Origin of the sequence: Kribbella sp. NPDC005582 (assembly GCF_040605415.1) — a bacterium.
Classification (GTDB): domain Bacteria; phylum Actinomycetota; class Actinomycetes; order Propionibacteriales; family Kribbellaceae; genus Kribbella.
Map to the genome: position 1 here is coordinate 488,861 of NZ_JBEXCU010000003.1, position 13,173 is coordinate 502,033.

At 69.3% G+C, this 13,173-nt stretch carries 15 protein-coding genes; 8 read left to right on the forward strand and 7 right to left on the reverse strand.

The genetic code is table 11. The annotated features are described in order from the left end of the window. The first annotated feature begins 83 nt into the window (after window positions 1-83). From ABZS29_RS20110 to ABZS29_RS20120, 3 genes are read left to right on the forward strand one after another with little or no spacing between them, the layout of a single operon-like run. Window positions 84-1,256, forward strand: a complete 1,173-nt coding sequence (locus ABZS29_RS20110; RefSeq protein ID WP_355463769.1) for an alcohol dehydrogenase catalytic domain-containing protein — start codon at window positions 84-86, stop codon at window positions 1,254-1,256. Window positions 1,257-1,271: 15 nt separating this feature from the next. Next, window positions 1,272-3,578, forward strand: coding sequence for a molybdopterin oxidoreductase family protein (locus ABZS29_RS20115; RefSeq protein WP_355463770.1), 2,307 nt, complete (start codon window positions 1,272-1,274; stop codon window positions 3,576-3,578). Window position 3,579: 1 nt separating this feature from the next. Continuing rightward, window positions 3,580-4,035, forward strand: a complete 456-nt coding sequence (locus ABZS29_RS20120) for a hypothetical protein (protein WP_355463771.1) — start codon at window positions 3,580-3,582, stop codon at window positions 4,033-4,035. 5 nt (window positions 4,036-4,040) lie between these two features. Here the strand turns inward: ABZS29_RS20120 and ABZS29_RS20125 are convergent, their stop codons facing one another. The 6 genes from ABZS29_RS20125 to ABZS29_RS20150 form a co-directional block, all read right to left on the reverse strand. Next, entirely contained in the window at window positions 4,041-4,736 is a 696-nt protein-coding gene (locus tag ABZS29_RS20125; protein WP_355463772.1) for a GAF and ANTAR domain-containing protein, read from the reverse strand. Window positions 4,737-4,822: 86 nt separating this feature from the next. Further along, window positions 4,823-5,200: a VOC family protein gene (locus ABZS29_RS20130; RefSeq protein ID WP_355463773.1), complete on the reverse strand. Its 378-nt coding sequence runs from the start codon at window positions 5,198-5,200 to the stop codon at window positions 4,823-4,825. Window position 5,201: 1 nt separating this feature from the next. Continuing rightward, the gene (locus tag ABZS29_RS20135) at window positions 5,202-5,651 is read right to left on the reverse strand and encodes an SRPBCC family protein (RefSeq protein WP_355463774.1); all 450 of its coding nucleotides are present in this window, start codon (window positions 5,649-5,651) and stop codon (window positions 5,202-5,204) included. After that, window positions 5,648-7,234, reverse strand: coding sequence for an NAD(P)/FAD-dependent oxidoreductase (locus ABZS29_RS20140; protein ID WP_355463775.1), 1,587 nt, complete (start codon window positions 7,232-7,234; stop codon window positions 5,648-5,650). The genes ABZS29_RS20135 and ABZS29_RS20140 overlap by 4 nt, the downstream gene beginning before the upstream one ends. Before the next feature lie 12 nt (window positions 7,235-7,246). Beyond that, entirely contained in the window at window positions 7,247-8,758 is a 1,512-nt protein-coding gene (locus tag ABZS29_RS20145) for an FAD-dependent oxidoreductase (RefSeq protein ID WP_355463776.1), read from the reverse strand. Beyond that, a complete protein-coding gene (locus tag ABZS29_RS20150; RefSeq protein WP_355463777.1) occupies window positions 8,755-8,967 on the reverse strand; it encodes a CDGSH iron-sulfur domain-containing protein in 213 nt (70 codons plus the stop codon). The genes ABZS29_RS20145 and ABZS29_RS20150 overlap by 4 nt, the downstream gene beginning before the upstream one ends. A gap of 75 nt (window positions 8,968-9,042) precedes the next feature. On the opposite strand from ABZS29_RS20150, the gene ABZS29_RS20155 reads away from it, so the two are divergent. The 5 genes from ABZS29_RS20155 (at window position 9,043) to ABZS29_RS20175 (ending at window position 12,379) form a co-directional block, all read left to right on the forward strand. Beyond that, window positions 9,043-10,014: an iron-containing redox enzyme family protein gene (locus tag ABZS29_RS20155; RefSeq protein ID WP_355463778.1), complete on the forward strand. Its 972-nt coding sequence runs from the start codon at window positions 9,043-9,045 to the stop codon at window positions 10,012-10,014. Between the two features lie 67 nt (window positions 10,015-10,081). Continuing rightward, window positions 10,082-10,603, forward strand: coding sequence for a type 1 glutamine amidotransferase domain-containing protein (locus ABZS29_RS20160; RefSeq protein WP_355463779.1), 522 nt, complete (start codon window positions 10,082-10,084; stop codon window positions 10,601-10,603). 71 nt (window positions 10,604-10,674) lie between these two features. Then, complete coding sequence (locus ABZS29_RS20165) at window positions 10,675-10,863, forward strand: hypothetical protein (protein WP_355463780.1); 189 nt, start codon at window positions 10,675-10,677, stop codon at window positions 10,861-10,863. Between the two features lie 125 nt (window positions 10,864-10,988). Then, the gene (locus tag ABZS29_RS20170) at window positions 10,989-11,762 is read left to right on the forward strand and encodes a SigB/SigF/SigG family RNA polymerase sigma factor (protein ID WP_355463781.1); all 774 of its coding nucleotides are present in this window, start codon (window positions 10,989-10,991) and stop codon (window positions 11,760-11,762) included. Between the two features lie 65 nt (window positions 11,763-11,827). Beyond that, window positions 11,828-12,379: a DUF6458 family protein gene (locus ABZS29_RS20175; RefSeq protein ID WP_355463782.1), complete on the forward strand. Its 552-nt coding sequence runs from the start codon at window positions 11,828-11,830 to the stop codon at window positions 12,377-12,379. Here ABZS29_RS20175 and ABZS29_RS20180 read toward each other — a convergent pair. After that, the gene (locus ABZS29_RS20180) at window positions 12,358-13,167 is read right to left on the reverse strand and encodes an LLM class flavin-dependent oxidoreductase (protein WP_355463783.1); all 810 of its coding nucleotides are present in this window, start codon (window positions 13,165-13,167) and stop codon (window positions 12,358-12,360) included. The genes ABZS29_RS20175 and ABZS29_RS20180 overlap by 22 nt on opposite strands. Window positions 13,168-13,173: the final 6 nt, after the last annotated feature.

Consider the following 13,173-nt stretch of genomic DNA (forward strand, 5'->3'; position numbering starts at 1 on the left):
TCCTTCGTTCGATGGGATGACGGCGCCCCGGTACCCACCGGGAATCACCCGTTGCGCGGCGGATTTCTGGGTACCGCATGCTCATGAAGGCATTGACGTGGCAGGGCAAACGGAAGATCGAGTACGGCGAGGTGCCGGATCCGCGAATCGAGCAGCCGACCGACGCGGTGATCAAGGTGACCTCGACCGGCATCTGCGGGTCGGACCTGCACCTGTACGAGGTGATGGGTCCGTTCCTGGACGCGGGTGACGTGCTCGGGCACGAGGCGATGGGCATCGTGGAGGAGGTCGGGCCGGACGTTCCGGACCTGCAGGTCGGCGACCGCGTCGTCGTACCGTTCCAGATCGCCTGCGGCTCGTGCTACATGTGCGGCGACGGGCTGCAGACGCAGTGCGAGACGACGCAGGTTCGCGAGCAGGGGATGGGCGCCGCGCTGTTCGGCTACACGAAGTTGTACGGCCAGGTGCCGGGTGGTCAGGCGCAGTATCTTCGGGTGCCGCAGGCACACTACGGCCCGATCAAGGTGCCGCACGGTCCGTCCGACGACCGGTTCGTCTACCTGTCCGACGTACTGCCGACGGCGTGGCAGGCAGTCGAGTACGCCGCGATCCCCAAGGGCGGCACGGTCGTCGTACTGGGGTTGGGCCCGATCGGTGACATGGCCTGCCGGATCGCCTTGCACCGTGGCCATCGCGTGATCGGGGTCGACCTGGTCGCCGAGCGGCTCGAGCGGAGCCGTGTCCGCGGCGTCGAGACCCTCGAGTACGGCGACGACGTCGCGGACGTGATCCGGGAACTGACCGACGGTCGCGGCCCGGACGCCGTGATCGACGCCGTGGGCATGGAAGCGCATGGCTCGCCGGGCGCGAAGGTCGCGCAGCAGGCAGCCGGTCTGCTCCCGGACAAGATTCAGGGCGCGTTCATGCAGAAGGCCGGCGTCGACCGGCTGGCGGCCCTGCTGCTCGCGGTCGATGCGGTACGCCGCGGCGGCACCATCTCGCTGGTCGGCGTGTACGGCGGGATGGCGGATCCGCTGCCGATGCTGACGATCTTCGACAAGCAGATCCAGCTGCGGATGGGCCAGGCCAACGTCCGGCGCTGGAGCGACCAGATCGTGCCGCTGCTCACCGACGAGGACCCCTTGGGCGTCGACGGTTTCGCGACCCATCACCTGCCGCTGTCCGAGGGACCGGCGGCGTACCAGATGTTCCAGGAGAAGACGGACGGCGCCATCAAGGTGCTGCTGAAGCCGTAGGGGAGGCGACGCGTCGTGTCAGTCGATCGGGTGGCGGATATCTGGGGCGAACGGACCCCGCATGCCCGGGATACGGCCTGGCCGGTGCGGGTGGATCAGGAACTCGCGGTCGATCCCGGCGAGGTGGACACCTGGGTGCAGTCGGCGTGTGTGCTGTGCAGCAACGGATGCGCGTGCGACATCGCGGTCAAGGACGGCCGGATGGTCGGCGTCCGCGGTCGCGCGGACGACCGCATCAACCGCGGCCGGCTCGGCCCGAAGGGCATGTACGCGTCGTGGCAGTGGAGCGATCAGGATCGTCTCACCGCGCCGTTGATCCGCCGGGACGGCGTACTGGTGGAGACCGACTGGGACACGGCGATGGAGCGGATCGTCGCGGAGTCCCGGCGGCGTCATCCGCTGCAGCACGGCTTCTACACCAGCGGTCAGCTGTTCCTGGAGGAGTACTACACGCTCGCGGTGATCGGCAAGGCCGGCCTGGGCACCCCGCACATGGACGGCAACACCCGCCTCTGTACGGCGACCGCGGCGGCCGCGCTCAAGGAGTCGTTCGGATCGGACGGGCAGCCGGGAAGCTACGACGACATCGAGAGCTGTGACGCGATCTTCCTCTTCGGGCACAACATGGCCGCGACCCAGACGGTCCTGTGGTCGCGGGTGCTCGACCGCGTGGCCGGCCCCGACGCACCGATCCTGGTCGCAATCGATCCTCGGGAGACCCCGGTCGCCCAGGTGGCCGAGCGAACTGGGGGAGTGCACCTCGCGCCCTTGCCCGGCACGAACCTGGCCTTGATGAACGCGCTGGTCCACGAGCTCGTCGAGGGCGGCTGGATAGCGCAGGACTACGTCGACGCTCACACCCTCGGGTACGACGAGCTGGTGACGACCGTGGCGTCGTACCCGGCCGAGCGTGCTGCGGAGATCTGCCAGGTCCCGGCCGCGGACATTCGCCGCGCAGCGGAGATCTTCGGCACCTCGGAGCGAGTGCTGTCGACCGTTCTGCAAGGCTTCTACCAGTCGCAGCACGCGACCGCGGCCTCCTGCCAGGTGAACAACCTGCACCTGCTGCGCGGCATGCTCGGGCGGCCCGGCTGCGGATTGCTGCAGATGAACGGCCAGCCCACCGCCCAGAACACCCGGGAGTGCGGCGCCGACGGCGATCTGCCCGGCTTCCGCAACTGGGCCAACCCCGCGCACATCGACCAGCTGGCCGAACTGTGGAACGTCGACCGGCTGGTGATCCCGCACTGGGCCCCGCCGACGCATGCGATGCAGCTGTGGCGGTACGCCGAACAAGGGTCGATCGACTTCCTCTGGATTTCCGCGACCAACCCCGCTGTCTCGCTGCCGGAGCTGCCCCGGATCCGCGAGATCCTCAGCCGCGACGAGTTGTTCGTTGTGGTGCAGGACGGTTTCCTGACCGAGACCGCGCAGTACGCCGGTGTCGTGCTGCCGGCTGCGTTGTGGGGTGAGAAGCAGGGCACGTTCACGAACGCGAGCCGGACGGTGCACCTGTCCGAGCAGGCGGTCGCTCCGCCCGGTGTGGCGCGCAGCGACCTGGAGATCTTCCTCGACTACGCGCGCCGGATGGATTTCCGTGATCGCGACGGCCGTCCACTGATCAGCTGGGCGACGCCGGAGGAGGCCTTCGAGGCTTGGAAGGAGTGCAGCCGCGGGCGGCTGTGTGACTATTCCGGTCTGACCTACGACCTGCTTCGCGGCGGGAGCGGTATCCCGTGGCCGTGCACCTCCGACACGCCCGCAGGCACCACCCGCCTGTACGGCGATGCGCGGTTCCCGACCGATCCGGACGAGTGCGAGGACTTCGGGCACGACCTGTTGACCGGCGGCAGCACGTCACCCGACAAGTACAAGGCGAAACAACCAGGCGGCCGTGCCTTCCTCCGGTCGGCCGAGTACTCGCAGCCGCCCGAGTGGGTTTCAGCGGAGTACCCGCTGCTCGCGACGACCGGGCGGTCGCCGTACCACTTCCACACCCGGACCAAGACGGGCCGTTCGCGCCGGCTCCAAGCCGCCGAACCGGCAATGTGGGTCGAGCTGTCCACCCCAGATGCCAAGCAGCTGGGAATTGAGCCCGGTGACCGGGTCCGGGTCGAGTCCGCGCGGGGAGCCGTCGAGGCGGACGTCCGGGTCGGCGCTCCGCGAGCGGGCGTGGTCTTCCTGCCGTTCCACTTCGGCTACTGGGACAACCCGGACGGACCACCGACGGCCGCCAACGAGCTCACGGCCACCAGCTGGGACCCGGTGTCGAAACAGCCGATGTTCAAGCTGGCCGCCGTACGGATCCGGAAGGTGGACTGAGATGTTTCTCGCGCAGTATCTCGGGCTCCTCGAGCAGAGTTCGCAGGTGCTCGCGGACGCCTTCGACCAGGTCGGTGCGGCGCACGCCGACGAGCCGGACGTCGAGCACACCTGCAAGATCCTGGCCGGGCACGCCCGCGACCACGTGCGGACGCTCCGCCCGATCATCGACCGGTACGGCGAACAGGGCGACCCCGAACCGGATCGCCTCGCGGCGGCGGAGTTCGGCGGTACCCGCTCGGGCGGGGTCGGCCTGCTCCGCGACCTGCAGGATCTCTACGCGCTCGCGTCGTTCGTCGACATCACCTGGACGGTCGTCGAACAGGCGGGCCAGGGACTGCGCGACCAGGAGCTGGTCGAGCTCGCCGCGGAGCGCGAGGCGGACACCGCCCGCCAGCTCACCTGGCTGCAGACCCGGATGAAGCAGGCCGCACCGCAGGCCCTGATCGTCGGCTGACGACGTCAGTGCGGCAGTTTGCGGGTGTCGATCAGATCCTGGGCGACGTCGCGCAGTTTGCGGTTGGTGTCCTGGGAGTAGCGGCGCAGGACCTCGAAGGCGCGGTCGCCGTCGAGGTCGTAGCGCTCCATCAGGATCCCCATCGCCTGGCCGACCAGCTTGCGCGCGTCGACGGCCTGCGCCAGCGTCTGCTCGCTGCGGGCGGTGGCGACGGCGACCGAGGCGTGCCGGGCCAGGATGTGGGCGATCGCCACGTCGTCGGGCCCGAAGGCGTCCGGGCGCACGCTGTAGAGCCCGAGGACGCCGACCGTCCCGGTCGCGGTCGCCAGCGGTACGTCGACGACGCTGCGGACACCGAGGCCGAGTACCTTCTCCGCCCACTCCGGCCAGCGGCCGTCGGTCGCGACATCGCTGACGATGATCGTCGACCGGTCCCGCATCGAGTCCGCGAGCGGCCCCTTGCCGCCGTTCATCTGCAGTTCGTAGATCTCGGCCACCACCGGGTCGGTGACGGCCGGGATCTCCAGTTTGCGGCCGCTCACGGACAGTGCCACTCCGGCGTGTGAGCAGTCGAGCGCCTGCAGTGCGAAATCGACGACCGCTTGAACGGTCTCGTCGACACCGCCGGTGCTGTGCAGCTCGACAGCGAGCTGGGCGAACCGTTCAGCCGCGGCGCCCGCGGCGAACTGGGGGTCTGGCATGGCGGGCTCCTCTGGGCTGGTGAACCCGGAAGCCGTCAGCCGGCTGTCGTGATTCATGCGGCAATCTTCCCCTACTGCCGGACAGGTCAGAATCCGGGCAGGAACAGGCAGATGACGTGGCCGTGCGGGTCCCGAATCACCCGTACGCCGTCCGGTTGCGGCTGATGCTCCTCGACGGTCGCACCGAGGCCGACAGCCCGGGCGGTGTCGGCCTCGAGGTCGTCGACCTGCACGTCGAGGTGAGCCTGCATCTGCTGCGAGCCGGGCCGCTGCGGCCAGACCGGCCGCTCGTGATCGGTCTCAAGCTGGAAGCTCAGACTGGGACGATCGTCGTCGGGGTGGCGCAGGCGGGCCCAGGTCGGGTCGCTCTCTGTGATCTTCCAGCCCAGGAGGTCGCGGTAGAAGGCTGCCAGCGCCGGCGGATCCGGCGTACCGAGGACGGTGGCGACGAGTCTGGCCGGCAACTCAGGCCCCCTTGTTCTTCGCGCGGCCTTCGGCCAGCAGGGCGAGACGCTGCAGGGTCTCGGCGTTGCGCACGTGCAACAGCGGATCAGCGACCTGCGGCGGCAGCAGCGTCGCCGGGCCCTTCGTCATCCGCTCCCGCATCACGACGTGACAGACACCGTCCGCCTCGGACGCCTCCAGCTCGACAGTTCCCTCACCCGTCGGCCAGGCGCGCACCTTCAATTCGAGCAGCCGCAACGGTTCGTACCTGATCACCGTGGTCGTGTCGTTGATCAGCAGCGGCCAGGCTCCCACCGAGTGATGGATGCTGCTGCCGGGCAGTGGCCAGTCGGGCTCGACGTCCCGGATCCGCGATGCTCCGACCACCCAGGCGGCGTAGCTCCACCCGTCGGCCAGGACCGCGAACACATCGGCGGCGGAGGCGTTGATCAGACGTTCGGTCTCACTCATGCGGCACCAGTACCCGGCCCAAACCTCGTGCCGCCCGCGTGGAAGAGCGCGGCGCGGGCCGCGTTGGACCCGCAGGCGCCGTGCACGCCACCGCCGGGGTGCGCGGACGCGGACGCGAGGTAGAGCGCCTTGACCGCCGTTTCGGCTCGCCCCAGGCCCGGCATCGGGCGGAGGAACAGCTCCTGGCGCAGACGCGACGTACCGCCGTTGACCGCGCCGCCGACCAGGTTGGCATCGCGGCGTTCGAGTTCGCGCGGGCCGAGCACGCGGCGCGCGATGATCCGCTCGGTGAAGCCGGGCGCGTGCTGCTCGACGCGAGCCTGCATCCGGTCGGCCATCGCCTCGGCCTCGGCGTCGTCCCACCGCCCGGACAGGCCGCCGCCGGCGTCACCGCGGGTGTGCTGCGGGACGTGGGTGTAGGCCCAGGCCGATTCGGTCCCGGCGGGGGAGCGGGAGGGATCGGCGGTCGTCATCTGACCCATCAGCAGGAACGGCCGATCCGGGATGTATCCGGCGGAGATCTGCGCGGCCCAGCGCTTGAGATCCGGCACCGAGTCCGCCAGATGAGCCGTGCCCGGCGCCAGGTCGGGTTTGTCGTGCCAGGGAATCGGCGAGTCCAGCGCCCAGTCGACCTTGACCGTGCCGGGATCCCAGCGGAACAGCTTCAACCGCTGCAGCACGTGTCCCGGCAGATCTTCCGGCTGGAGCAGGTGCTGGTACAGCGCCGGCGCCGAGACATCCGCGAGCACTGCGCGGCGAGCGCCGTACTCGGTGCCGTCGGCAGTCCGTACGGCGACGGCGCGGCCGTTGCGAACGACGATCCGATCGACCCGGGCCTGGCAGACGACCCGGCCACCCCGATCGGTGAAGCGGTCGACCAGTGCCTGCGCCAACCGGCCGGCCCCGCCACGCGGTACCGGATAGCCGTACTGCTGCGCGATCATCACCAGCAGCCAGCCCATCAGCCCCGAACCGGGCGTGGACGGCCCGATATCGGCGTGCTGCGAATTGGTTGCCAGCAGCATCTTTGCGGCCTCGCCCGCGAACCGGCGGTTGCCGACCCAGCGGACCGGCCCGAGGAGCAGCTCGAGTCGCTTCAGCCCGCGCGGCCCCAGCAACTCCTTCAGTACGCCGATCCCCGCCCGAACCGGCGGAAACGGACTGAGCAGCGCGTCGATCACGGCCGGTCCGACGCGCTCCCAATCGGCGTACAGGTCGAGCCAGGCCTGGCCGTCACCCGGGTGCAGCGCGTCCAGTGCGGCCGCGGTGTCGGCCGGGTCGGGATGCACGATCGCCCACCCGCCGGAGGACAACGGATTGCCGACCGGCGACGGAGCGTTCGACCACTCGAGCCCGTACTCGTCGAGGTTCAGCCCCTTGATCGTCGGCGAGACCGCGGCCAGCGGGTAGAACGAGCTGAAGGTGTCGTGTACGAACGCCGGGTCCAGGTCGGTCGAACTTCGGACCGCACCGCCGACCTCGTCGTTGGCTTCCAGCAGTACGACGTCCCAGCCGGCATCGACCAGAAGGTTCGCCGCGACCAGCCCGTTCGGACCGGCGCCGACGACGACAGCATCACTCACGACTGCTCCAATTCACTTGTCGGGGACGGTCAGTGGCTTCGTGGCCGGACCGTCGAGGACCGCGCCGTCGGGATCGAAACGCGAGCCGTGGCAGTTGCAGTCCCACGTGGCGTCGCCTTGGTTCCAGCGCAGCGGACAGCCGAGATGCGTACAGACCGGTACGACGGTGTGCAGCTTGCCGTCGTGGTCGCAGTAGGCGCCGACGGTGGTCCCGTCGATCTCGAACAGCCCGCCTTCGCCGACCTCGACATGGTCCAGTCCACCGCCGAGCAGCCGGCGCAGGTGACCGGCGGCGAACTCCTTGCCCACCTTCAGGTTGTCCTTGACCAGACTCGCGACCGCGTGCGCGTCGCCGATCCGGCCCGCGTCGTACAGGGTCGCCCAGGAGTTGTCGCGGCCCAGGACCAGGTCGCGCAGGATGCCGGCGGCAACGGTTCCGTTGCTCAGGCCCCATTTGTGCATGCCGGTGGCAACGAAGACCGGCGTACCGGGTGCCTTCCCGATGTACGGGAGCTGGTCCGGCGTGCTGTAGTCGTGGGCCGACCATCGGTACTCCGGTTCGAAGCGGTCGTCCCACAGTGCGCCGACCCAGTCGATCAGACTGCGGTACGCCGCGTCGGTGTCGGTTTGATCGCCGACCTCGTGGTCGCTGCCGACGACGATGAGCCCGTTCGGGCCGCCGCCTGGCCAGGGCCGCGTCGACCGCGTCGGACCGTCGACCGAGATCGCCATCCCGACCGGCGCCGGTACCGGCAGCCGTACGGCGATGCCGTGTGACTGCTGCGGGCGCGTTCGGGCGAAGTACCCGCCGGTGATTCCGAACGGCAGGAGCGTCGCTGCGATCCCGTGCTCGGCCCGGACGACCGGACCGGCCTGGGTCTTGGCCTCGACGCCGGTGTCGGCCGAATCGAGATCGGTCACCCGGGTGCGCTCGAAGATCCGGCCGCCGGCCGCGGTGAACGCTGCCGCGAGCCCGGCGAGATAGCGCGTCGGATGGAGCTGCAGTTGGTTGTCGAAGCGGACCACGCCGGTCGCCTTGACCGGCAGACCCAGCTCGGCCGGATCGGCGTAGTGCGCCGGAAGTCCGACTTCTGCCGCGACCTCGGCCTCGCGGCGGAGGTCCGTATCACCGGTGGCGTAGACGAAGGCCGGCGTACGGGTGAGTTCGCAGTCGATACCGAACCGGTCGACCAGCTCGGCGACACGTTCCACGCCGGCTTGGTTCGCGGTCGCGTACTGGCGAGCCGTCTCGAGCCCGTGCCGGTCGGCCAGGTCGGCGTAGATCGCGCCGTGCTGCGAGGTGACCTTGCCGGTGGTGTTTCCGCTCGTTCGGCCACCGATCCGGTCGGCTTCGAGCAGGACGACGTCGGCTCCTTCCAGCTGCAACTCCAGTGCGGTCGTCAACCCGATCAACCCACCACCGACCACCACGACCTCGGCGCGCAGGTCGGCGCGGAGCTCGTCGTACTGCGGTAGGTCGGCAGTGGCCAGCCAGACGGAACCGGCCTTCTGGGCGCTCGTCATGCCCCACGCCCGGACTGCAGGACGGAGTGGGTGCCGTCACACAGTGGCGCCAGCGCGGAGCGGCCACAGCGACAGAGCGCGATCGTCCGGCGATTCGTCGTGATCGCCTGACCCTGTTCGTCGAGCAGTTCGAAGTCACCGCGGACCAGAATCGGGCCGTCGGGATAGGCGCGGATCGAGGTGGCCGGGTCGTCGGCGTTCGTCGTCATAGGTGTGCGGTACCCACTCGTCGGCCGGTTTCTCCTCCGGGTACCGGGGCGGAGCCTGACAACGAGGAGACGCACATGCAGTTGCCACCCGCACGGGGACCGCTCAGTGGCTGGCTGATCAGCCGGCTCGCGGGCCGCCGTACCGATGAGGTCGAGGTCCGCACCCAGCAACCGGTGTGGGCGGACGAAGACCTCCAGCTCGCGCTGTGGATCGCGTACGAGCTGCACTACCGGGGTTTCGAGGACGCCGCGGTCGACGGCCAGTGGGACACCGACGTGATCGCCTTCCGCACGCGGCTGGAGCAGCCCTGGATCGAGTGGCTGGAGACGAACTGCCGGACCATGCCGTCCGACCGCCCGATCGCTGAGCAATTGCGTGCGCTGGTCGAGGCCGACGACGGTCCCAAGTTGTCGGCGTACCTGCGGCGGCACGCGACCCTTGACCAGTTCCGGGAGTTCGTCGCGAACCGGTCGGTCTACCAGCTGAAGGAGGCCGATCCGCACAGCTTCGGCATCCCGCGCTTGGAGGGCGCCGCCAAGGCTGCCCTGGTCGAGATCCAGAGCGACGAGTACGGCGGCGGCCGGCCCGAACGCATGCACTCCGAACTGTTCCGCACCACAATGCGCTGGCTCGGTCTCAACGATTCCTATGGTCACTATGTGGCGAGTGCGTCCGGGGTGACGCTCGCGCTGTCGAACGTGATGTCGCTGTTCGCGATGCACCAGCGGTGGACTCCCGCGCTGCTCGGGCATCTGGCCGCTCTCGAGATGACCTCGACCCTGCCCAACCGCCAGTACGCCGCCGGCGCAGCCCGCCTCGGTGCGACCGACGCGGAGGCTCGCTACTTCACCGAACATGTCGAGGCGGACGCCGTCCACGAGCAGATCGCGGCGCACGACCTCTGCGGCAGCTATGTCAGCGACCATCCGGCTGCCGTCGGCGACGTTCTGTTCGGCGCGGCCTGCTCACTGGCCCTCGACCGCCTCTTCGCCGAATACCTGCTGACGTCGTGGAAGGCACCTGCGCGCAGCCTCCGCGCAGGCTGAGCCCGGGTGCATGGACGGTACCGACACGGGCACCGGCCGAAGAACGGGACCCGAACGAGGAGGATCGATGAGCAAGGTCGCATTCCTGGTAGCCGCCGAGGGTATTGAGCGAGTGGAGCTGACAGAGCCCTGGAAGGCGGTCAAGGACGCTGGGCACGAGCCGGTACTGGTGAGTCCGGCCGACGGCGAGGTCCAGACCTTCGACCACCTGACGGCTGCCGAGAAGTTGCCGGTCGACCAAGCGGTTGCCGACGTCGCGGTCGAGGACTTCGACGCACTCGTCCTGCCGGGTGGGGTGGCGAATCCGGACGCCCTGCGGACGGACGAGAAGGCGGTGGCGTTCGTGAAGGACTTCGTCGCCTCCGGCAAACCGGTCGCCGCGATCTGTCACGCTCCGTGGACCCTGATCGAGGCCGACGTCGTACGGGGTCGCACGCTGACGTCCTGGCCGAGTCTGCAGACTGACCTGCGGAACGCGGGCGGGACGTGGGTCGATCAGGAAGTGGTGGTCGACGAGAACTTGATCACGAGCCGTAACCCCGATGACATCGGGGCGTTCTCCGAGACTCTCCTCAAGGCAATCGGTTGAGGTGTAATCTGGCAACCAACCTGTTGAAAAGTCAGCAGTCGAAGCGGTAACACGGTTTGGCTGGAGTCGAGATGACTGTCGGTGGGGTCGACACCTATTACGACTACGACGAGAAGCAGTGGAAGAGCCGCCGGTTGGGCGGTGGCCCGATCCGACGAGGTCCGGTCTGTCCGGCGCCCAAGCGCCCGGCGGCGACCGACCAGAAGGTCCGGCCGGTGCGTTCGGCGCCGGTTGTGCATGAGATCGGGAAAGCTGGGTAACTGAGTCCCATTCTTTGACCGCGGTCCAGACGTGCGCCGCGCCGTGACGTGAATGTCGCGAGGTCAAAATGACTGTTTCTGTGATGAGTGGTTGTCAGCAGCAAGTACCGACGCAGTGTTCGTCGGTGTCCGACCGGGCCGCTCGGGAGGCGGCCACGGTCGAGTTGTTCGAGCTTCGGGCCCGGGCAACGGATCCGGTGGAGCAGCAGATGCTGCTGGAGCGGATCGTGGAGCTGAATCTGGAGATCGCCCGGGGAATCGCGCAGCGGTTCCGTGGCCGGGGCGTGGAACTGGAAGATCTGGAGCAGGTCGCCTGCGTCGGCCTGATGAAGGCGGCGACGAACTACCGCCTCGATGCAGACACGCCCTTCATCGGGTACGCCGTACCGACCATCCGCGGTGAGGTCCGGCGCTACTTCCGGGACTCGGCGTGGACGGTGCGGATCCCGCGTCGGTTGCAGGAACTGCAGGGTCTGGTGTCGGCGAAACTGCCGGAACTCGAGCAGGAGCTCGGCCGGGAGCCGTCGACCGAGGAGCTGGCCTCCTATCTCGACGTGGACGAGGCCGAGATCGAGCAGGCGATGGCGGCCAGGGGCTGTTTCAACGTGCTGTCCCTGGACCGGCCGGCCGACGACGACGGGCTGAGTCTGGCCGAGGTGGTGCCGGACGAGGACGATGTCGCGGTCAGCCGGCTGGAAGCGGTGGACATGCTGCAGCCGATCCTGGACGACCTCGGGTCGCGCGAGCGCCGGATCCTCGAACTGCGGTTCGTCGAAGGCTGGACGCAGGCCGATATCGGCGCCGAGGTCGGCGTCAGCCAGATGCAGGTGTCGCGGCTGCTGCGCCGCACGCTGACCGAGCTGCGCGAACGCCTGGCTCCGATGGCGGCGGCTGCCTGACAGATTCTCACTATGTGTAGCAGTGGGGTACCGGAGTGGCGTCGGAGAACGTCACGGGAGGCCTCATGAGTATCGGTGTCGGAATCTTCTTGATCACGGTGGGTGCGATCCTCGCCTTCGGGGTGCGCGATCGCAGTAGCGCGGTCGACCTCTCCGTGGTCGGGGTGATCATCATGCTCGCCGGGGCCTGCGGGATCTGGCTGTCGTACAGCATCACGAACAAGCGGCGCCGGGTCGAGACACAGGCCATCGACCCGGCCGTCGAAGAGGAGTACCGCACGATCGAGGAGACCGTGCACGCGGAGCCGGTCGCCGAACCGGCTCCGGTCACGCGTGCCCGGCTGGTCGACCCCGCCCCTGTGAAGCCGGCGGGGTTCGCGAAGCCGGCGCCTGCCCAGGAGACAGCGCCTGCTCCGGAGACGGCACCTGTTCCGGAGACGGCGGAGCCCGTCGAGACCCAACCGATCGAGCGGCACATTGACCTCGATCCGGCGGCGAGTGGGTTGCAGGTCGAGGTTCCCGAGCGCCGGGTGCCGGTGCGGCCGCGGACGCAACCGGTCAAGCCGGCCGAGTCACTGCGGTCGCGACTGATGAATCAGTTCCGCACGCGGCGGTGAAGCTCGGCGGCCCGGTCGTAGTCCGCGTGCCAGTCGCCGGTCGGCAGCAGGATGACGCGCTCGACGCCGGCCTCGTCGTACGCCGCGACCTGGTCGGCTGCGCGGGCCGGATCGTCGTCCAGCGCCGGAGCAACCACAGTGGCGCGGAGTGCCGGCCGGCCGAGCTCGGCGGCGAGTTCGTTGATCGCGGCAAGGTTCGCCCGGATCTCCTCCGGCGACTGCGCGATCGTGGCCCAGCCATCGCCGTACCGCGCGGCACGCTTGTGGCCCCGGGGTCCGCCACCGGCGACGAAGATCGGCGGGACGGCCGAGCCGGGCGCCAGCGTCGCTTCGGCGCCGTCGGCAAGTTTCGCCGGCCGGCCGGCGATCAGATCGGGCAGTACGGCGAGCGCCTCGTCGGTCAGCCGGCCGCGCTCCGTGTAGTCGATGCCGGCGGCACGCCACCCGATGTCGCCGTGGGCCGGGTTGCCCGTCCCGACACCGAGGACGACGCGATTGCCGGAGAGCAGCTGGAGCGTGTTCACCTGCTTGGCCGCCCAGGCCGCCGACCGCAGCGCCAGCAGCATCACGTTGAAGCCGATCGTGATCCGCTCGGTCACCGCCGCCGCGGTCGCCAGCACCACGGTGCTGTCGAGCATCGGGCCGCTGGCGATCAGGTGGTCGGTGGACCAGACGGAGTCCAGCCCGAGCTCCTCGGCGTACCGGGCGCTGGCCCGGACATCGCCGAGGATCGGCCGGCTCGGATCGGGAGTGGACGTCGGCAGGATGACACCGATCTCAACAGTCATACTTGC